Source organism: Actinomadura kijaniata NBRC 14229 (assembly GCF_001552175.1).
Classification (GTDB): Bacteria; Actinomycetota; Actinomycetes; order Streptosporangiales; family Streptosporangiaceae; genus Spirillospora; species Spirillospora kijaniata.
Genome location: NZ_BCQR01000153.1, coordinates 1 through 19,526 on the forward strand (window position 1 = coordinate 1; position 19,526 = coordinate 19,526).

Here is a 19,526-nt window from a genome sequence, read left to right on the forward strand (position 1 = left end):
CGTCCACGCTCTCCACCGGCACCACGCGCCCGCCCCGGGCGGCCTGCACGACCTCCCGCGAGCCCTCGCCGCCGTCGGCGAGGGGATGTTCGACGGCGGTGCCGCCCGCCGCCCGCACCCCGGCGGCGAGCGCGGCGGCGGCCCGCGCGCCGTCCAGCGCGCCGCGCAGCTTGTCCGGCGCGCACAGCACGCGCAGGGGTCTGCCGAGGGTCATCCCACGACCATCCATCCCAGTACCGGGGTCGACTGAAGGTAGACGAACACCGCGAACACCGCGGTCAGCCCGAGGCTCCAGCCGATGACCCGGCGGAAGATCGTGCTCTCGCTCCCGGCCATCCCGATCGCGGCGGCGGCCACCGCGAGGTTCTGCGGCGAGATCATCTTGCCGAGGACGCCGCCGGTGGAGTTGGCCGAGGCCAGCAGCACCGGGTCCAGGCCGGTCTCCCGCGCGGCCGTCACCTGGAGCACGCCGAACAGCGAGTTCGCCGAGGTGTCCGAGCCGGTCACCGCGACGCCGAGCCAGCCGACCACCGGCGACAGCAGCGCGAACGCCTCGCCGGTGTGCGCCAGCGCCGTGCCGAGCGTGGTGGTCTGCCCCGACAGGTTCATCACCCACGCCAGCGCCAGCACGCACGTCACCGTCACGATCGTCCACCGGAGCTGGTGCAGCGTCGCGCCGTAGGCCCGGACCGCGCGTCCGGGCGACACCCGGTACAGCGCCATCGTGATCAGGCCCGCGACCAGCAGGATCGTTCCGGCGGCCTTGAGGTGCTCCAGCTTGAACGTCATCGCCGACGCGGGCTGGCCGCCCGGCGTCCGCACGTCCAGCCCCGGCCAGGCGAACTGGTGGACCCCGTGCGCGCCCAGCCACTCCTTGACCGGCCCGAGCTGGGTGATCGCGAACAGCACCACGATGACCAGGTACGGCGCGAACGCCATCAGCGCGCTGCCCTCGCCGGTCTCGCGCCGCCGCATCTCCGCCTCGCGCCCGGCGTCGACGGCGTCGGACGAGCCGCCCGCCACCGCGGGCGCCGCGACGCCCTGCCGCACCTCGGCGGGCCGCCACACGCGCAGGAACCCCAGCAGCGCCACCACCGCCACGATCCCGGCGATGATGTCGGTGACCTCGACGCTGACGTAGTTGGCGGCGAGGAACTGCCCGATCGCGAACGCGACCCCGGCGACCAGCGCGGCGGGCCAGGTCTGCCGCACGCCCCGCCGGCCGTCCACCAGCAGCACCAGCACCAGCGGGATGAACAGCGCGATCACCGGGGTCTGCCGTCCGGCCATCGCGCCCAGGTCGTCCAGCGGCAGCCCGGTCACCCCGGCCAGCGTCGTCAGCGGCACGCCCATGCTCCCGAACGCGACCGGCGCGGTGTTGGCGACCAGCGCGACCGTCGCGGCCTTCACCGGCGCGATCCCGACGGCCACCAGCATCACCGCGGTGATGGCGACCGGCGTGCCGAACCCGGCCAGCGCCTCGATCAGCGCGCCGAAGCAGAACGCGATCAGGATCGCCTGCACGCGCTGGTCGGGGGAGACGGTCCGGATCGACCGGCGCAGCACCCCGAACCAGCCGGTGATCTCGGTCAGCCGGTAGATCCACAGCGCGTTCACCAGGATCCACAGGATCGGGAACAGCCCGTAGAAGCCGCCCTCGGCCGCGCCGGACAGGGCCTGCCCCACCGGCATGCCCCACACCGCGACGGCCAGCACGACCGCCAGCGCCAGCGACGCGGCGGCGGCCAGGTGCGCCCGCACGCGGAACACGCCGAGCAGCACGAACAGGGTCAGCAGCGGGATCGCCGCGCACAACGCGGACCACGCCAGGGACCCGCCGAGCGGATCCAGCACTTGGCGGTACAACACGACCTCCTGGGGGTGGGGAGGGAGCCTGCGGAGGTGTCCCAGATCACTAGAACAGGGTTCGTATACTTGTCAGACAATCCGCGGCGCGTCAAGGGGCCGCATGGGATACTTCTCGCCGGCCCGTGCGGGCGGACCGTGAGGGGGCAGGGGCGATGGCTGGTCGGCCGCGAGCGTTGTCGCTGGTGGACGCGTTGGTGCACGAGCTGCGCGAGAGCATCCTGGACGGCCGGCTGCCGGGCGGCACCTCGCTGCCCGAGAGCGAGGTCGCCGGACGCTACGAGGTCGCCCGGCCCACCGCCCGCGCCGCCATCGAACGCCTGGTCAGCCAGGGCCTGCTGACGCGCGGCACGCACAAGACCGCCCGCGTGCCGGTGTTCGACGCGGCCGACGTCGCCGACCTCTACCTCACCCGCGCGGTGCTGGAGAGCCAGGTCATGCGGGAGCTGGCGCGCCGCCGCCGGGTCCCGCCGGACGCGCTGGCCGCGCAGGAGGAGATCCGCGCGGCCGGGACCGACTGGACGACCGCGATCGTGGAGCCGGACGTGCGGTTCCACCGGGCGCTGGTGGACGCGCTGGGCAGCCCCCGGCTGAGCCGCGCGCACGGCGCGCTGATGGCCGAGATGCGGTTGTGCATGGCGCAGGTGCAGGCGTTCCGGCTGCTGCGCGCCGCCGAGATCGCCGACGAGCACGACGCGATCCTCGCCGCCGTCGCCGCCGGCGACCCCGACCGCGCCGAGGCCGCCCTCGACCACCACCTCGACCGCGCCCGCCACGAGCTCGTCGGCCACCTGTCCTGAGGAAAACCGCGCGCCCGATGTCGGTCCCTTTTGGGATCATCCGGGCATGGGCTTCTCCGGAGAGTTCGAGACCCACGTGACCGTGGACGGCCCCGCCGACGATCTGGCCGGGTGGGCGGAGGCGCGCGGGCTGAAGTTCGTCCACATCCTGCTGGACCGTGGCCGCACGCCGTCGCAGCCGATGCTGACGCTGCGCACCGGGGGCACGCTCGCCGACGCGCGCGCCGACGCCGAACGGGCCGCGGCGGACCTGCGCGCGGCGGGCTTCACGGTGACCCGCCTGAAGATCGAGGCGTCGCCGCGCACCGAGGGGATCCCCGTCACCGACGCCGACGCGCTCGGCCCCGGGTTCTACTTCGAGCACCACATCAAGCTGCTGCTCCCCGGGGACGCCGACACCGCCGCGCTCGCGGCGGTCGCGGCCCGGCACTCGGCGCACCTGTCCCGCAACGCCCGCCGCGTCCGCGCCGACGGCCTCCAGGAGCGCTTCGTCACCCAGCGCTGCCGGGAGGTCGGCATGCAGACCGCCGGACGGCGGATGAAGGCGCTGCTCAACGCCCTGCGCCGGCACGGCGGCCTCGAGGTGGACACGGTGGAGCGCGAGTTCGTCGTCTTCGACGACGCCCCCGCCCTGGACGACGGCTGGATCGACGAGGACGGCACGGTCTCGGCCGTCCGGTGGGGCGAGTACCGGCCGGGTCCGTGGCCCGCGCGGCCGTACCTGCCCGACCACGCGCCCGAACCCGAGGAGGCCGGATGGCTCGGCCTGCCGCCGACGCTGCGGCCCGTTCCCGGCGCGATGCAGTCGCCGGTGTTCGACCCGGCCCTGAAGCAGCATCCCAGGGCCATGCGCGCGGGCGAGCCGCGCTTCCCCTCCCGCGAGCAGGGCGAGCGCTGGTACGCCGCGCGCCGCCGGGCGGTCGACCACGTGCTGGCGGCCGTCGAGGGTTCGCGCTGGGCCGATGATCTGGTGCTGCGCGGCAGCGTGCTGCTGCGCGCCTGGTACGGCGACCTGGCGCGCGAGCCCGGCGACCTGGACTTCGTCGTCCTGTCCGCGATGGACGACCCCGAGGAGATGCTGACCGGCCTCGCCTCGGACGCCGGACGGCTGTCCCACGGCGACCCGGTCGAGATCGCGGCCGGGGAGGCCGTCGTCAGCGGCATCTGGACCTACGACCGGGTGCCGGGACAACGGCTGGTGCTGCCGTGGCGCGCCGAGGGCCTGCCGCCGGGCACCGTGCAGCTCGACTTCGTGTTCGACGAGCCGCTCCCGGCCGAGCCCGAGCTGACCGAGATCCCGCGCGCCGACGGCGGCGGGCCCGCCGTCCTGAACGCCGCCACCCCCGAGCTGTCGCTGGCCTGGAAGCTGCTGTGGCTGCTGACCGACGCCTACCCGCAGGGCAAGGACCTGTACGACGCCTGGCTGCTGGCCCGCAACTGCCGCCCCTCCTACCGGCTGCTGGCCGAGGTGACCGGGCACTCCGAGACGCCGGGCCCCGGCGCGCTGACGCTCGGGCGGGTCGCCGGGATCGAGGCGGACTGGCAGGAGTTCCGCAAGGAGTACCCCGGCGTGCGGGGCGAGGCGGAGGACTACGTTCGCGAGCTGGCCAACGCGCTCGCGCCGGTGCTCCCGGAAGGAGAGCTGTGACGGCGTCCGACTGGAACAAGTACAGATGGGGCCCCTGGGAGGCCGACGAGTACCTGCCGCACCACCCGCCCGACCACGAGGAGGCCCGGAGGCTCGGGCTGCCGCCGACGCTGCGGCCCGTTCCCGGCGCGATGCAGTCGCCGGTGTTCGATCCGGCGATGGTCCCCCACCGCAAGGCGATGCGCGCGGGCGAGCCGCGCTTTCCCTCCCGCGAGCAGGGTGAGCGCTGGTACGCCGCGCGCCGCCGGGCGGTCGACCACGTGCTGGCGGCCGTCGAGGGTTCGCGCTGGGCCGATGATCTGGTGCTGCGCGGCAGCGTGCTGCTGCGCGCCTGGTACGGCGACCTGGCGCGCGAGCCCGGCGACCTGGACTTCGTGTGCCCCACGGGATGGGACGCCGCCGGTCACGAGACCACGCGGATGATGGAAGGCCTGGCGGACGCCGCCGAAGAGGTCTCCGGCCGGGACCCCGGCGACCCGGTGAGGCTGTCCGCCGACGGTGCGGTCCACAGCGACATCTGGACCTATGACAAGGTGCCGGGGCGGCGGCTGGTGCTGCCGTGGCGGGCCGAGGGTCTGCCGCCGGGCACCGTGCAGCTCGACTTCGTGTTCGGCGAGCCGCTCCCGGCCGAACCCGAGCTGACCGAGATCCCGCGCGCCGACGGCGGCCCGCCGATCCAGCTCGACGCCGCCACCCCGGAGCTGTCGCTGGCCTGGAAGCTGCTGTGGCTGCTGACCGACATCTACCCGCAGGGCAAGGACCTGTACGACGCCTGGCTGCTGGCCCGCAACTGCCGTCCCTCCTACGACCTGCTGACGGCCACGCTGGCCGAGGGGTGGGACCATCGCGCCGAGCGTCCGCTGTCGAGAGGGGACATCCTCGGGATCGACGCGGACTGGGACGAGTTCCGCAAGGAGTATCCGGGCGTGCGGGGCGAGGCGGAGGACTACGTCCGCGAGCTGGCCGACGCGCTGGCCCCGGTCCTGCCCGCGTGAACGGGGACGAGCCCCCCGACCGTGCGTCCGTGCGGTCGGGGGGCCCGTCGTTCGATCTCGACTGAACCCGGGAGGTTGAAGATCAGCCGAGGCCGTTCCGCATGGCGGTGATGAGCTCACCGCCGGTCGTGTCGCCGCTCAGCTCCCAGAAGAACGACCCGCCCAGACCCTGGTTCCTGGCGTAGGTCATCTTCCCGCCGATGGTGGAGGGGGTGTCGTAGCTCCACCACTCGGAGCCGCACTTGGCGTAGGCCGTTCCGGCGACGGTCCCGGTGGCCGGGCAGCGGGTCTTGAGGACCTTGTAGTCCTCGATGCCCGCCTCGTAGGTGCCCGGCGCGGGGCCGGTCGCCGAGCCGCCCGGCTCGGTCTGGGTGACGCCCGTCCAGCCGCGGCCGTAGAAGCCGATCCCGAGCAGCAGCTTGTTGGCCGGGATGCCCTTGGACTTCAGCTTCTGGATCGCCTTGTCGGAGTAGAAGCCCGGCGTCGGGATGCCGTTGTAGGAGGTCAGCGGGGAGTGCGGGGCGGTCGGGCCGTTCTTGGCCCAGGCGCCGAAGAAGTCGTAGGTCATCGGCAGGTACCAGTCGACGTACTGGGCCGCGCCCCCGTAGTCCGCCGCGTCGATCTTTCCGCCGTCGGTGCCGTCGGCGGTGATCGCGGCGGTGACCAGGTCGTTGCCGAACTTGGCGCGCAGCGCCTGCATCAGGTTCCGGAACGCCGCGGGGCCGCTGGTGTCGCAGGTGAGGCCGCAGGCGTTCGGGTACTCCCAGTCGATGTCGATGCCGTCGAACACGTCCGCCCAGCGCGGGTCCTCGACCAGCTTGTGGCAGGACTCGGCGAACGCGGCCGGGTTCCGGGCGGCCTCGCCGAACCCGCCCGACCAGGTCCACCCGCCGAACGACCAGATCACCTTCAGGTGCGGGTGCTTCTTCTTCAGCTTGCGGAGCTGGTTGAACGACCCGCGCAGCGGCTGGTCCCAGGTGTCGCCGACGCCGTCCACCGACTGGTCGGCGCCGTAGGACTTCTCGTAGTCGGCGAACGCGTCGCCGACGGTGCACTTGCCGCCCTGGACGTTGCCGAACGCGTAGTTGATGTGGGTGAGCTTGGCCGCCGAGCCGCTGGTGTCGATGTTCTTGACGTGGTAGTTGCGGCCGTAGACGCCCCAGTTGGCGAAGTAGCCGATCACCTTGTTGCCGCCGGGGCCGGGGTTCTGGCCCTCGTCGGTCGTGACGGAGACGGCGTTGGAGGCGGCCGAGACGTTCCCGGCGGCGTCGCGCGCCTTGACGGTGAACGTGTAGGCGGTCTTGGGGTTCAGGCCGCTGACGGTCGCGCTGGTGCCGGTGGCCGACTCGACCTTGGTGGAGCCCTGGTAGACGTCGTAGCCGGTGACGCCGACGTTGTCGGTGGCGGCGTTCCAGGCCAGGTCGACGCTGGTGGCGGACTTGCCGGTGGAACGCAGGTTGCCCGGCGCGGCCGGGGCCTGGGTGTCGTCGCCCGGCCCGCCGGTGCCGTCGCAGGACCCGCCGTTGACCTTGCAGCCGGTGATCCATCCGGGCCCGGTGCCGCCGAACCCGAAGCTCACCGACGCGCCCGCGGCGACCGCGCCGTTCCAGCCGACGTTGGTGAACGTGTAGTGGTTGCCCGAGGCGGCCTTGGTGGCGTCCCAGGTGGACCCGACCGACGTCCCGGACGGCAGGTCGAACTCGACCTTCCAGCCGTTGATCGTCGCGGTGGTCCCGTTCTTGACGGTGCACCGGCCCTCGAAGCCGGTGCCCCAGTCCGAGGTCTTCGTACAGTTGGCGGTCACCGTTCCCGCCGACACGGCGGCGGGGGCGGTGACCAGGGATCCGGCCGCCACGATGGCCGCCGCTCCGGCGAGCGCTATGACCCGCCGTCCACCCGATCCGGACATGACTCTCCGTTCAGTTCGCGCCCCCGAACCAACAGGAATCTCGGCCCAACTCTTAGGAAAGTTTCCTAAGAATTGCGGCGATCGTAACCGGGCGGGCACGGCGCATCAAGGGTCTCGGGGCGGCGGATGCGGCGCGCGGAACTGGTCCGTTCCCTGGCCTGGACCGGTACGGCCCGGGCCAGGGAAAATTCACAGCTCCACGGGGTAGGGCAGCGTCAGCTCGTCGGCCGGGACGCCCCGGATGCCCCAGTTGACCGGCGGCATCTCCACGATCGTCAGCTCCAGATCGTCGACGTCCAGGCCGAGCGCCGGGCACAGCCGCCGGTAGACCTCCCCGACCAGCGCCCGCTTGGCGTCCTCGCTCCGCCCGGTGAAGCACAGCACCTCGACGATCAGGTACCGCTCACCGCGCCGCGGGCAGATCCAGTCCCGCTCGTCCAGCAGCAGGAACCGGTGGAACCGCTTGTCCTCGGGCAGCCGCCACGCCTCCTGGAGGCAGGCGTGCAGCAGGTCCGACACCTCCCGCTGCCGCCCGTCCCACGCGTCGCGCCGTCCATAGATCTTGATCTGTGTCATGAGGAGCCACCGAACCATCCCGGGAGGTCCAGCCGCCAGGGGTTCTCGGGGGTGACCTCGCGGAGGGTGGACTCCAGGGCGCGCAGCCGTTCCGCGCCCAGCTCCTCCGCCCAGCGGTCCCGGATCTCGTCGAAGATCCGCGCGGACCGGGCCAGCGCGTCCACCCCGTGCCCGGTGAGCCGGACGACCTTGCGGCGGGCGTCGGCCGGGTCGGCGGCGCGCTCGACGTAGCCGAGCCGCTCCAGGGTCTCCACGAGCTTGCCCGCGGCCTGCTTGGACACCCCGAGCCGCCGTCCCAGCTCCACGGCGGTGGTGCCGGACCCGATCGCCTGGAACGCGAACCCGTGCAGCGGTCTCATCCCCGGATGCCCCTGTTCGGCCAGCCGCGCGTGCGTCTCGTCGATGATCGTGCGGAACGCCAGCAGCAGCCGCAGCGGCAGCTCGAATCCGGGGGCGTCACTTGACATGAAAGACAACCTCGTTGACTATATGGACAACCACGTTGACCAATCTTAGCGAGGACCGCCCATGCCCGTCATCCACCATGCCGACGCCCGCCGCACCGAGACCCCGAACGGCGTCATGACCACCTTCGCCTCACCCGCCCAGGGCGGCACCGGCATCGTGCTGTGCCGCTCGGCCCTGCACCCCGACGCCGAGGGCCCGCTCCACGTCGCCGACGCCGAGCAGATCTGGACCGTCGTGGCCGGCGGCGGCGACGTCGAGGTGGACGGCGACCGCCGGCCGATCGCCGAGGGCGACACCGTCGTGCTGCGCGCCGGCCGCCCGCGCCGGTTCTTCGCGGGCCCCGGCGGGCTGACCGCCGTCGTCGCGGGCCCCGCCGGGACCACGGTCGCGGTCGTCGACCGCTCCACGCTCGCCGACGCCTGCGACCTGGCCCCCAAGGAGGGCGAACGCCTCACCCCGCCCTGGTTCCTCTGATGAGCCGCCCGGCGGCGGCGCGCGGGCCCGCGCCGCCGCCCGTCAGGCCCCCAGGTAGGCCAGGACGGCCAGCACCCGCCGGTTGTCGTCCTCCGAGGGCGGCAGCCCCAGCTTCGTGAAGATGTTGTTGGTGTGCTTGCTGATCGCCTTCTCGGTGATGAAGAGCTGGGCGGCGATGGCGGCGTTGGAACGGCCCTCCGCCATCAGCCCCAGCACCTCCCGCTCCCGGGGGGTCAGCATCTGGAGCGGCTCCTCGCGCGCCCGCCGGGTCAGCAGCTGCGCCACCACGTCGGGGTCCAGCGCCGTCCCGCCGGCGGCCACCCGCCGCACCGCGTCCACGAACTGGCTCACGTCCGACACCCGGTCCTTCAGCAGGTAGCCGATCCCGCCCGAGGAGTCCGACAGCAGCTCGCGCGCGTACAGCTGCTCGACATGCTGCGACAGCACCAGGATCGGCAGCCCAGGGATCTCCCGGCGCGCCTCCAGCGCCGCCCGCAGCCCCTCGTCGGTGAACGTCGGCGGCAGCCGCACGTCCACCACCGCCACGTCCGGCCGCCGGTTCACCAGCGCGCGCACCAGCGACGGACCGTTGTCCACCGCCTCGACCACCTCGAAGCCGAACGCCTCCAGCAGGCGGATCAACCCGTCCCGCAGCAGGGCTAGATCTTCGGCGATGACAACGCGCACGGCAGCTCCATGGTCACGATGGTGGGTCCGCCCGGAGGGCTGGTGACCGCCATCGTCCCATCGAAGGCGGCCAGCCGCCGTTCGATACCGCGCATCCCGGACCCGGCCGCCGGGTCCGCGCCGCCGGTCCCGTCATCCCCGACGATCATCAGCAGGCGGCCCCGGTCGTGCTCGATCTGGATCCAGGCGCGCCGGGCGTCGCTGTGCTTGACCACGTTGGCCAGCATCTCGGCGACCGCGAAGTAGGCCGCCGTCTCCACCGGGGCCTCCGCCCGCCCCGGAACGTCGATCCGCACGTCCACCGGCAGCGGCAACGACAGCGCCAGCGCCCGCACCGCCCCGTCCAGGCCCCGTTCGGCCAGCACCGGCGGGTGGATGCCGCGCACCAGGTCGCGCAGCTCGGTGAGCGCCTGCCCGCTGGCCGACCGCGCCTCGGCCAGCAGCATGGCGGCCGTCTCCGGGTCGTGCTTCATGAGCTCCTCGGCCAGCCCGATGTTCATGCTGAGCGCCACGAGCCGGGCCTGCGCGCCGTCGTGCAGGTCGCGCTCGATGCGGCGCAGCTCGGCGGCCGAGGCGTCCACGGTCTGCGCCCGGGTCTCGGTCAGCTCGCGGACCCGCTCGGCCAGCGCCCCGCGCGTGGGGGCCAGCAGCGAACGGTTGACCAGCGCGTGCGCCCGGACCAGCGCCGGCCCGTACCGCAGCCCCGCCACCGCCATCACCGGTCCCAGCACCAGGCAGCCGGCGATCCCGGCCAGGCCCCAGTCGTCCAGCGGCCAGAACGGTCCCCACCCGTAGAAGATGACCTGGCCCAGCCACGGCGCGACCAGCACGCCCTCCACCCCGTACACCACCAGCATGGCGGGCAGCAGCCCCAGCAGCAGCCCGACGGGGGCGTTCACCAGCAGCCACAGCAGGTCCCGCCAGGTCGCGGGGTCGCGCAGCAGCCAGCCCAGCCGCCGCAGCGGGTTGGACGTGGCGGGCTCGGGACGGTAGGGGAGCGGCACCGACACGCCCGACCACTCGGCGGCCCACGCGCGCTGCTGGTTCGCCAGCGTCCGCACCGCCAGCAGCGTCACCGGCGCCAGGAACACCCCGACGCCTATCGGGATCAGCGCCAGCGAAACGACCGACAGCACCAGCAAAGGGATGCCCGCCGCCGGGGCCAGCACCGCCTGCGTCAACCCCCGCAACGCCGCCAGCATCCCGAGCCGGACCAGCTCCGTCCCGCCGTCGTTCCCCACGCCCCGCCCGTTCGCCACGGCCGCCTCCACCGGTTCGTTCACATCCCCGATTGTGGTCGATCCGGACGTTCCGAACAGGGGAGCCAGCACCACCATCCGGACCGGACGGCGCGACAAGCGCCGCCGCATCCTGGACAATGCACGGGCGACATCCAGGGGAGAAAGCGAATCGAACTCGTGACAGCGACCATCCACCACACCGCCGGCGACCAGGGCGCGGACGGCCCCGCGCCGATCACCCAGCGGATCGCCGAGGAGCTCGGCGTCCGCGAGGGCCAGGTCCGCGTCGCGGTGGACCTGCTCGACGGCGGCTCGACCGTCCCGTTCATCGCCCGCTACCGCAAGGAGGCCACCGGCGCGCTCGACGACACGCAGCTGCGCAACCTGGAGGAGCGCCTGCGCTACCTGCGGGAACTGGACGAGCGCCGGAGCGCGATCCTGGAGTCGATCGAGTCCCAGGGCAAGCTGACCGACGAGCTGCGCGGGCAGATCATGGCGGCCGACTCCAAGGCCCGCCTGGAGGACGTCTACCTGCCCTACAAGCCCAAGCGGCGCACCAAGGCGCAGATCGCCCGCGAGGCCGGCCTCGAACCCCTCGCCGACCTGCTGCTGAACGACCCGTCGCACGACCCGCGGCAGGCCGCCGCCGGGTACGTGGACGCCGACCGGGGCGTGGCCGACGAGACCGCCGCGCTGGAGGGCGCCCGTGCGATCCTGGTGGAACGGTTCGCCGAGGACGCCGACCTGATCGGCGCGCTGCGCGAGCAGATGTGGGAACGCGGCCGCGTGGTCTCCCGGGTCCGCGAGGGCAAGCAGGAGGCGGGCGCGAAGTTCGCCGACTACTTCGAGTTCGCCGAGCCGTTCGCCAAGCTGCCCTCGCACCGCATCCTGGCGCTGTTCCGGGGCGAGAAGGAGGAGGTCCTCGACCTCGACCTGTCGCCGGAGCCGGACGACGAGGCCGCCGAGCCGGGCACCCGCAGCGCCTACGAGGCCGAGATCGCCCGCCGCTTCGGCATCACCGACCAGGGGCGGCCCGCCGACCGGTGGCTGAACGACGCCGTCCGCTGGGCCTGGCGCACCCGCATCCTCGTCCACCTGGGCATCGACCTGCGCACCCGGCTGCGCACCGAAGCCGAGGACGAGGCCGTCCGGGTGTTCGCCGCCAACCTGCGCGACCTGCTGCTGGCCGCGCCCGCCGGGACCCGCGCCACCATGGGTCTGGACCCGGGCCTGCGCACCGGCGTGAAGGTCGCGGTCGTGGACGGCACCGGCAAGGTCGTCGCCACCGACACGATCTACCCGCACGAGCCGCGCCGCCGCTGGGACGAGTCCATCGCGACCCTGGCCCGGCTGGCCGGGGCCCACGGCGTCGAGCTCGTCGCGATCGGCAACGGCACCGCCTCCCGCGAGACCGACAAGCTCGCCGCCGACCTGATCGCCCGCCACCCGGAGCTGAAGCTCACCAAGGTCATGGTCAGCGAGGCGGGCGCGTCGGTGTACTCCGCCTCCGCCTACGCGGCCCGTGAGCTGCCCGGCCTGGACGTGTCGCTGCGCGGCGCGGTCTCCATCGCCCGCCGCCTCCAGGACCCGCTGGCCGAGCTCGTCAAGATCGACCCCAAGTCCATCGGCGTCGGCCAGTACCAGCACGACATCTCCGAGGTGAAGCTGTCGCGCTCGCTGGACGCCGTGGTCGAGGACTGCGTGAACGGCGTCGGCGTGGACGTCAACACCGCCTCGGTCCCGCTGCTGACCCGCGTGTCGGGCATCAGCGAGGGCCTGGCCGAGAACATCGTGGGGCACCGCGACGCCAACGGCCCGTTCCGGACCCGCGCCGGGCTGCGGGAGGTGCCGCGCCTCGGCCCGAAGGCGTTCGAGCAGTGCGCGGGCTTCCTGCGCATCCCCGGCGGCGACGACCCGCTCGACGCCTCCAGCGTCCACCCCGAGTCCTACCCGGTGGTGCACCGCATCCTGGAGGCCGCCGGGACCGACATCAAGGGCCTGATCGGCAACTCCGCGGCGCTGCGCTCGCTGCGGCCCGAGCGGTTCGTCGACGACACCTTCGGCCTGCCGACCGTCACCGACATCCTCGCCGAGCTGGAGAAGCCGGGCCGCGACCCGCGCCCGGCGTTCCGGACGGCGGCGTTCAAGGACGGCGTGGACACCCTCGCCGACCTGGAGCCGGGGATGCTGCTGGAGGGCGTGGTCACGAACGTGGCGGCGTTCGGCGCGTTCGTGGACGTCGGCGTCCACCAGGACGGCCTGGTCCACATCTCCGCGATGTCGGACAAGTTCGTGTCCGACCCGCGCGACGTCGTCAAGCCCGGCGACATCGTGCGCGTGAAGGTCCTGGACGTGGACCTGCCGCGCAAGCGCATCTCCCTGACCCTGCGCCTGAACGACGAGCCCGAGCGCAAGGGCGGCGACGACCGCCAGCAGCGCGGCGGCGGCCAGGGCGGCGGACAGGGCGGCCGCGGCCAGGGCCGGCGGGGCCAGGGCAACCGCGGTCAGGGGAACCGGGGCCAGGACAACCGCGGCCAGGGCAACCGGGGCCGGGGCGGCGACGCCCCGGCGGGCAACAGCGCCATGGCCGACGCCCTGCGTCGCGCGGGCCTGGACAAGGGCCTGCCGCGCCAGCAGGACCGCCGCCGCTGACCCGTCCCGCGACGGACCCGGACGCGGGCCCTCCCCCTCGGGAGAGCCCGCGTCACGTCGGGGGACGCCCGACGGGTCCGCTCAGCCGCGGATGTCGCGCGGATGCGCGGGAGGGGAACCCTCGCCCGGCGGCCACGGGCCGGGCTGCGGCGGACGCGGCCGGGGCAGCGGCGGAACGTCGAACGGCGTCGGCGCCGACACCGGCCCGTACGGGGCGGGCGGGGCGCCGGAGACGCCGGGGGCGCCCGCGCGCGGCACGCCGAACGGGTCCTGCGCGGGCGGGACCTCCTCCACCGGCGGCGTCGCGGGGGCCTTCACCGGACGGTGCCGGGGGAACTGGAGCACCGCCACCGCGGCCAGCGCTAGCGCGCCCGCCCGCAGCGCCCCGTGCTCCAGGTCCGACGGCCACGGCTCGCCGTACAGGAACGTCCCCATCAGCAGCAGGTACGTCTTGGCGCTGACCGTCATCACCGTGGCCACGATCGTCACCCGGCAGCGCTGGAACGCCGCCACCATGATCCCGAAGCCGAGCGCCGCCGCGAGCACCGTCACGTACGGGTACGGCGTGGCCGCGATGCCCGTCCCGTCCGCCGACGAGCCGCTCCACCCCTTGATCGCCAGCTCGGCCGTGCCCACCGGGAAACCGGAGGCCAGCCCGTAGGCGATCCCGGTGACCGGCCGGGCGTGCCGCCCGTCGGGCCGGTGGTCCCCGAACACCATGATCAGCAGCGGCACGAGCACGGCCGGCAGCACCACCACCGCCAGCTTCCACGTCGGCGCGTCCGCCGCCCGCGCCGACGGCGGGTTGCCGGTGGAGGCCACCAGCAGCAGGATCGCCGCGCCGATCAGCACCAGGCTGAGCCACTCGCGCGGGGTGAGCCGGTCACCGAAGAACACCATGGCGATCAGCAGCAGCGGCACCACGCCCGACATGAAGATCGGTACCGCGACGCCCAGGGACAGCTCCCGCAGCGCCAGGATCTGGAGGCTGAGCCCGCCCAGCACCAGCGCCAGGGCCACCAGGAACACCCAGCTGGTCAGGATCGTCCATGTCATGTGCAGGATGCGGTTGCCGCGCAGCGGCTCCATCCGGTCCGCCGCCAGCTTGAACACGGCGAACCCGAGGTAGTACAGCGCGGTAGCACCGAAAGCGGCGACTATCCCGTTCATCCCGGAAGAGTATGGATGTAACGCGTGCGTCATGTCACACCCCCGGCCGTTTCCGGCGTTCTCGTGACTCCCCTGTGACGCGTCCGGACGGCCCGTAACGGCCCGACCGCCGCGATCGGGCCGTATTCTCGTGTTCCGGTGTCCGCAGCGACCGCTCGGACCCCATAGACTTGGCGCGCAGAGGCGCGGAGCCGGTTGTTCGGCGTGCCCGCGCCACCTACGAGCCTGAGGACCGGCTGGCTGAGATACGCGTCGAACGCCGCGGCCGAGACAGCGCCTGATCAAGGAGACCTACCCCAGTGAAGACCGATGTCGAGGAGCTGACCCCGACCCGGGTCAAGCTCACCGTCGAGGTTCCGTTCGACGAGCTCAAGCCGAACCTCGACAAGGCGTACAAGGAGATCTCGCAGCAGGTGCGGATCAAGGGCTTCCGTCCCGGCAAGGTGCCCGCGCCGCTGATCGACAAGTACGTCGGCCGGGGTGCGGTGCTCCAGGAGGCCGTCAACGACGCCCTGCCCGAGCTCTACGGCCGCGCCGTCGAGGAGACCGAGATCTTCGTGCTCGGCCAGCCCGAGGTCGAGGTCACCGAGCTGCAGGACGGTGACAAGTTCGCGTTCACCGCCGAGGTGGACATCCGGCCCAAGTTCGAGGTGCCCGAGTACGACGGCCTGGAGGTCGTCGTGGACACCGCCGAGGTCACCGACGAGCAGGTCGAGGAGACCCTGGGCAACCTGCGCGAGCGCTTCGCCTCGCTGACCACCGTCGAGCGCGAGGCCCAGGACGGCGACTTCGCCACCGTCGACCTGGCCGCCAGGATCGACGGTGAGGAGATCGCGGACGCGACCACCACCGGCTACTCCTACGAGGTCGGCTCCAAGTCCTCCATCGAGGGCCTGGACGACGCCCTGGTCGGCATGAAGGCCGGCGAGAGCAAGACCTTCACCAGCAAGCTGGCCGGCGGCGAGCACGCGGGCGAGGACGCCGAGGTCACCGTCACCGTCCAGTCCGTCAAGGTCAAGGACCTGCCCGCGGCCGACGACGAGTTCGCCCAGATGGCCTCGGAGTTCGACACCATCGACGAGCTGCGCGAGGACGTCCGCACGCGGCTGGGTCGCCAGGTCAGGCTCCAGCAGCTGTCGGACGCCCGGGACAAGGCCCTGGAGGCCCTCCTGGAGAAGGTCGACATCCCCCTGCCGGAGAAGGTCGTCGAGGAGGAGATCTCCCGCCGCAACCAGCAGCTGGAGCAGCAGCTGGCGATGGCCGGGATGACCAAGGAGCAGTACCTCGCCGACGAGGAGAAGGACGAGGAGACCTTCGAGCAGGAGGTCGCCGACGCCGCCCGCCTCGCCGTCAAGGGCGGCTTCGTCCTCGACCAGCTCGCCGTCCAGGAGGAGCTGGGCGTCGAGAACGAGGAGCTCAGCGAGTACGTGGTCACCCAGGCCATGCAGATGGGCGTCGCCCCGCAGCAGCTCGCCCAGTACCTCACCGAGAACAACCAGCTCCCGGCCATCGTGTCGGAGGTGCTGCGGAACAAGGCCCTCAACCTGATCGTCGAGCACGTCACGATCAAGGACGAGGCCGGCAACGAGATCGACGCCGAGGCCGTCCGCCGCGAGCTGAACGGTGAGACGGGCGAGACCGTCGAGGCCGCCGCCGAGGACGCCGTCGAGGAGGCGCAGGAGATCGCCGACGCGGCCGCCGACGCCGCCGACGCGGACGAGTCCGACGCGAAGGCCGCCCAGGAGGCCAACGCGCAGGCCGAGGCCGCCGCCGACGCCGAGGACAAGGCCGAGGGCACCGGCGACAAGAAGGACGCCTGAGCCGGTTCCCGTGCATGCGGGACAAAACAGGTGACGTTCGTGGTGGTCGATGCCACGCGTGCGTAAAGAACACCCCGTACCGGGACCCGGTACGGGGTGTTCCCGTTTCCGGAATCTTGATGCTCGGATACGCCCCCAGCGAAAAGCCGCCCCCGCGGGCTTAAGCGGGCGGCCCAGCGCGTTAATGTCCAATCATCCGTACCGATTAAAGGACCGGAGGAACACCCGGTGAGCATGCCTCCGACTTTCAGCGAGTCGTCGCAGGTCCACGCGCGGGTCGCCGAGGCGCCCCTGCTGCCCGTGGCCGAGCAGCTCTTCCAGCGACTGCTGCGGCAGCGGATCGTCGTCCTCGGCCAGCAGGTCGACGACGACATCGCCAACCGCATCTGCGCCGAGCTGCTGTTGCTGTCCGCCGAGGACGGCCGACGCGACATCACGCTCTACATCAACTCGCCCGGTGGCTCGGTCACCGCCGGCATGGCGATCTACGACGTCATGCAGTACGTGCCCAACGACATCGTGACGGTCGGCATGGGCCTGGCCGCCTCGATGGGCCAGTTCCTGCTGTGCGCGGGCACCGAGGGCAAGCGGTACGCCCTGCCGCACGCCCGGATCATGATGCACCAGCCGTCCGGCGGCATCGGCGGCACGGCCTCCGACATCAAGATCCAGGCCGAGCAGATGCTGTACGTGAAGAAGACGCTCGCCGAGCGGATCGCCTTCCACACCGGCCAGACGGTCGACCAGATCGAGAGGGACTCCGACCGGGACCGCTGGTTCACCGCCGCCGAGGCCAAGGACTACGGCTTCGTCGACCACGTGGTGGAGAGCGCCAACCAGGTGCCCTCCGAGGGCCCCGTCTCCTGACGACCTGAGACTCATCATTCGGAGGCACAGCAAGTGAGCGACCTGATCCGGCCCCAGATCCAGGCGGGCGTCCCCGGACTCGGCACCGGCTTCGGCCCGGGCCCGGCGCCGGTGGACAACCGTTACATCATCCCCTCCTTCGTCGAGCGCACCACGTACGGCGTCAAGGAGATGAACCCGTACAACAAGCTCTTCGAAGAGCGGATCATCTTCCTCGGCGTGCAGATCGACGACGCGTCGGCCAACGACGTGATGGCCCAGCTCATCACGTTGGAGTCGATCGACCCCGACCGCGACATCAGCATCTACATCAACTCGCCCGGCGGTTCGTTCACCGCCATGACGGCGATCTACGACACGATGCAGTTCGTCAAGCCCGACGTCCAGACCGTCTGCATCGGCCAGGCCGCCTCGGCCGCCGCCGTGCTGCTGGCGGCCGGGACGCCGGGCAAGCGCGCCGCCCTGCCCAACTCGCGGATCCTGATCCACCAGCCCGCGACCGAGGGCAGCTACGGCCAGTCCTCCGACATCGAGATCCAGGCCCGCGAGATCATGCGGATCCGCGAGCTCCTGGAGGACATCCTGGCCAAGCACAGCGGCAAGGCCGTCGAGGAAGTGCGCCGCGACATCGAGCGTGACAAGATCCTGACGGCGGACGAGGCCAAGGCGTACGGCCTCATCGACGACGTCTTCGTGAGCAGGAAGCGTCAAGCCGAGGTAGTGTCGTCCTGAGGCGACGGCCTCGGTTGACGCATCCAGACGCGGAAGCCCCCCCGCCCGGCCGCCACACTTCCGGGCGAGGGGCTTACCAACTCCCTCGGAGGCGGTAACGTCGAGTCCGACACGTTTTCTCCGCGCGAGCGGAGGTGGTCCGACGGAGCCTTCGGGACGTAACCGAGCCGCACCGCGACCCTTTGAGGCGAGCGGCCCCACGAAAAGGAGACAGTTGGGTGGCACGCATCGGCGACGGTGGTGACCTGCTCAAGTGCTCGTTCTGCGGGAAGAGCCAGAAGCAGGTCAAGAAGCTCATCGCGGGACCGGGCGTGTACATCTGCGACGAGTGCATCGATCTCTGCAACGAGATCATCGAGGAGGAGCTCTCCGAGACCTCCGACCTCAAGTGGGACAGCCTGCCCAAGCCGCGGGAGATCTACGAGTTCCTGGACTCCTACGTCATCGGGCAGGAGACGGCGAAGAAGGCCCTTTCGGTCGCCGTCTACAACCACTACAAGCGCATCCAGTCCAGTGACACCGGGCGGGAGGACGCGGTCGAGCTGACCAAGTCCAACATCCTGCTGCTGGGCCCCACCGGATCAGGGAAGACGCTGCTCGCGCAGACGCTCGCGAAACTCCTCAACGTCCCGTTCGCGATCGCGGACGCCACGGCGCTGACGGAGGCCGGATACGTTGGCGAGGATGTCGAGAACATCCTCCTGAAGCTGATCCAGGCGGCCGACTACGACGTCAAGAAGGCCGAGACCGGGATCATCTACATCGACGAGGTCGACAAGATCGCTCGCAAGAGCGAGAACCCGTCGATCACGCGGGACGTCTCGGGCGAGGGCGTCCAGCAGGCCCTGCTGAAGATCCTGGAGGGGACCACCGCGAGCGTGCCGCCGCAGGGCGGGCGCAAGCACCCCCACCAGGAGTTCATCCAGATCGACACCACCAACGTGCTGTTCATCTGCGGTGGCGCGTTCGCGGGCCTGGAGAAGATCGTCGAGTCCCGGGTGGGCAAGCAGGGGATGGGCTTCGGCGCGGTGATCCGCTCCAAGACCGACTTCGACGAGTCCGCCAACGTGCTGGCCGACGTGATGCCCGAGGACCTGCTGAAGTTCGGCATGATCCCCGAGTTCATCGGCCGCCTCCCCGTGATCACCAGCGTGCACAACCTGGACCGCGAGGCTCTGATCAACATCCTCACGGAGCCGAAGAACGCGCTGGTCAAGCAGTACCACCGGCTGTTCGAGCTGGACGGGGTGGACCTGGAGTTCACCGACGACGCCCTGGAGGCGATCGCGGACCAGGCCATCCTGCGCGGCACCGGCGCCCGCGGACTGCGCGCGATCATGGAAGAGGTCCTGCTCTCGGTGATGTACGAGGTGCCGTCGCGACAGGACGTCGCCCGCGTGGTGATCACCCGTGAGGCGGTGCTGGAGCACGTCAACCCGACGCTGGTCCCGCGCGAGCGGACCAAGCGGGAGCCCCGGGAGAAGAGCGCCTAGCGCCTGAGCTTTCATGCCGGAGCCCCGGCGGTCCTTCGGGCCGTTGGGGCTTCTGGTTTTTCGGGGTGGGGGCTGGGGTCGGGGGACTCCGTCCCCCTGCGCCCCCTCTTTCGCGCCCCGCCGGGTTC

Annotated in this window: 17 protein-coding genes; 9 read left to right on the forward strand and 8 right to left on the reverse strand. The window is 72.0% G+C overall.

Features of this window, described 5'->3' with window-relative positions; translation table 11 throughout:
- The coding region (locus AKI01S_RS37065) for a glycerate kinase (protein WP_174567448.1) at positions 1–214 on the reverse strand (214 nt) is incomplete at its 3' end.
- Complete coding sequence (locus tag AKI01S_RS37070) at positions 211–1,869, reverse strand: L-lactate permease (protein WP_245681931.1); 1,659 nt, start codon at positions 1,867–1,869, stop codon at positions 211–213. The genes AKI01S_RS37065 and AKI01S_RS37070, both read right to left, overlap by 4 nt.
- Positions 1,870–2,051: 182 nt before the next feature.
- Between AKI01S_RS37070 and AKI01S_RS37075 the strand changes: the two genes are divergently transcribed.
- From AKI01S_RS37075 to AKI01S_RS37085, 3 genes are read left to right on the forward strand one after another with little or no spacing between them, the layout of a single operon-like run.
- Positions 2,052–2,666 carry a GntR family transcriptional regulator gene (locus AKI01S_RS37075; RefSeq protein WP_218009961.1) on the forward strand — a complete coding sequence of 205 codons (615 nt, stop codon included), beginning with the start codon at positions 2,052–2,054 and terminating at the stop codon, positions 2,664–2,666.
- A gap of 46 nt (positions 2,667–2,712) precedes the next feature.
- Positions 2,713–4,314 carry a nucleotidyl transferase AbiEii/AbiGii toxin family protein gene (locus AKI01S_RS37080; protein WP_067828904.1) on the forward strand — a complete coding sequence of 534 codons (1,602 nt, stop codon included), beginning with the start codon at positions 2,713–2,715 and terminating at the stop codon, positions 4,312–4,314.
- Positions 4,311–5,309 carry a nucleotidyl transferase AbiEii/AbiGii toxin family protein gene (locus AKI01S_RS37085; protein WP_218009962.1) on the forward strand — a complete coding sequence of 333 codons (999 nt, stop codon included), beginning with the start codon at positions 4,311–4,313 and terminating at the stop codon, positions 5,307–5,309. Before AKI01S_RS37080 ends, AKI01S_RS37085 begins: the two co-directional genes overlap by 4 nt.
- 82 nt (positions 5,310–5,391) lie before the next feature.
- Here AKI01S_RS37085 and AKI01S_RS37090 read toward each other — a convergent pair whose 3' ends face one another.
- From AKI01S_RS37090 to AKI01S_RS37100, 3 genes are all read right to left on the reverse strand, one after another.
- Entirely contained in the window at positions 5,392–7,218 is a 1,827-nt protein-coding gene (locus AKI01S_RS37090; RefSeq protein ID WP_067828910.1) for a glycoside hydrolase family 18 chitinase, read from the reverse strand.
- Positions 7,219–7,407: 189 nt separating this feature from the next.
- Entirely contained in the window at positions 7,408–7,794 is a 387-nt protein-coding gene (locus AKI01S_RS37095) for a tautomerase family protein (protein ID WP_067828912.1), read from the reverse strand.
- Positions 7,791–8,261 (reverse strand): MarR family winged helix-turn-helix transcriptional regulator, encoded by a 471-nt coding sequence (locus AKI01S_RS37100; RefSeq protein WP_067828914.1) that lies wholly within the window; start codon positions 8,259–8,261, stop codon positions 7,791–7,793. Before AKI01S_RS37100 ends, AKI01S_RS37095 begins: the two co-directional genes overlap by 4 nt.
- A 61-nt stretch (positions 8,262–8,322) precedes the next feature.
- Here AKI01S_RS37100 and AKI01S_RS37105 point away from each other — a divergent pair, with 61 nt between their 5' ends.
- Positions 8,323–8,736 (forward strand): cupin domain-containing protein, encoded by a 414-nt coding sequence (locus AKI01S_RS37105; protein WP_067828916.1) that lies wholly within the window; start codon positions 8,323–8,325, stop codon positions 8,734–8,736.
- Between the two features lie 42 nt (positions 8,737–8,778).
- Here the strand turns inward: AKI01S_RS37105 and AKI01S_RS37110 are convergent, their stop codons facing one another.
- Both AKI01S_RS37110 and AKI01S_RS37115 read right to left on the reverse strand, forming a co-directional pair.
- Positions 8,779–9,423: a LuxR C-terminal-related transcriptional regulator gene (locus AKI01S_RS37110; RefSeq protein WP_067828918.1), complete on the reverse strand. Its 645-nt coding sequence runs from the start codon at positions 9,421–9,423 to the stop codon at positions 8,779–8,781.
- Positions 9,396–10,706 carry a sensor histidine kinase gene (locus tag AKI01S_RS37115; RefSeq protein ID WP_245681932.1) on the reverse strand — a complete coding sequence of 437 codons (1,311 nt, stop codon included), beginning with the start codon at positions 10,704–10,706 and terminating at the stop codon, positions 9,396–9,398. Before AKI01S_RS37115 ends, AKI01S_RS37110 begins: the two co-directional genes overlap by 28 nt.
- A gap of 135 nt (positions 10,707–10,841) precedes the next feature.
- On the opposite strand from AKI01S_RS37115, the gene AKI01S_RS37120 reads away from it, so the two are divergent.
- Positions 10,842–13,316 carry a Tex family protein gene (locus AKI01S_RS37120; protein ID WP_067828921.1) on the forward strand — a complete coding sequence of 825 codons (2,475 nt, stop codon included), beginning with the start codon at positions 10,842–10,844 and terminating at the stop codon, positions 13,314–13,316.
- 81 nt (positions 13,317–13,397) lie between these two features.
- On the opposite strand, the gene AKI01S_RS37125 is transcribed toward AKI01S_RS37120, so the two are convergent.
- Positions 13,398–14,486 (reverse strand): DMT family transporter, encoded by a 1,089-nt coding sequence (locus AKI01S_RS37125; protein ID WP_174567449.1) that lies wholly within the window; start codon positions 14,484–14,486, stop codon positions 13,398–13,400.
- A 299-nt stretch (positions 14,487–14,785) separates the two neighbouring features.
- Between AKI01S_RS37125 and tig the strand changes: the two genes are divergently transcribed.
- The 4 genes from tig (at position 14,786) to clpX (ending at position 19,398) form a co-directional block, all read left to right on the forward strand.
- On the forward strand, positions 14,786–16,306 hold the full coding sequence (gene tig / locus AKI01S_RS37130) for a trigger factor (RefSeq protein WP_067828923.1): 1,521 nt from the start codon (positions 14,786–14,788) through the stop codon (positions 16,304–16,306).
- Between the two features lie 234 nt (positions 16,307–16,540).
- The gene (locus AKI01S_RS37135) at positions 16,541–17,173 is read left to right on the forward strand and encodes a ClpP family protease (protein WP_067828953.1); all 633 of its coding nucleotides are present in this window, start codon (positions 16,541–16,543) and stop codon (positions 17,171–17,173) included.
- Between the two features lie 33 nt (positions 17,174–17,206).
- Complete coding sequence (locus tag AKI01S_RS37140) at positions 17,207–17,905, forward strand: ATP-dependent Clp protease proteolytic subunit (protein WP_084000626.1); 699 nt, start codon at positions 17,207–17,209, stop codon at positions 17,903–17,905.
- A gap of 218 nt (positions 17,906–18,123) precedes the next feature.
- Positions 18,124–19,398: an ATP-dependent Clp protease ATP-binding subunit ClpX gene (gene clpX, locus AKI01S_RS37145; RefSeq protein WP_067828924.1), complete on the forward strand. Its 1,275-nt coding sequence runs from the start codon at positions 18,124–18,126 to the stop codon at positions 19,396–19,398.
- Positions 19,399–19,526 lie beyond the last annotated feature (128 nt).

Coding starts and splice junctions, on each gene's coding strand:
- AKI01S_RS37080 (WP_067828904.1), top strand. CDS start 2,713: ATGGGCTTCTCCGGAGAGTTCGAGACCCACGTGACCGTGGACGGCCCC.
- AKI01S_RS37090 (WP_067828910.1), bottom strand. CDS start 7,218: ATGTCCGGATCGGGTGGACGGCGGGTCATAGCGCTCGCCGGAGCGGCG.
- AKI01S_RS37095 (WP_067828912.1), bottom strand. CDS start 7,794: ATGACACAGATCAAGATCTATGGACGGCGCGACGCGTGGGACGGGCGG.
- AKI01S_RS37100 (WP_067828914.1), bottom strand. CDS start 8,261: ATGTCAAGTGACGCCCCCGGATTCGAGCTGCCGCTGCGGCTGCTGCTG.
- AKI01S_RS37105 (WP_067828916.1), top strand. CDS start 8,323: ATGCCCGTCATCCACCATGCCGACGCCCGCCGCACCGAGACCCCGAAC.
- AKI01S_RS37125 (WP_174567449.1), bottom strand. CDS start 14,486: ATGAACGGGATAGTCGCCGCTTTCGGTGCTACCGCGCTGTACTACCTC.
- AKI01S_RS37135 (WP_067828953.1), top strand. CDS start 16,541: ATGCCTCCGACTTTCAGCGAGTCGTCGCAGGTCCACGCGCGGGTCGCC.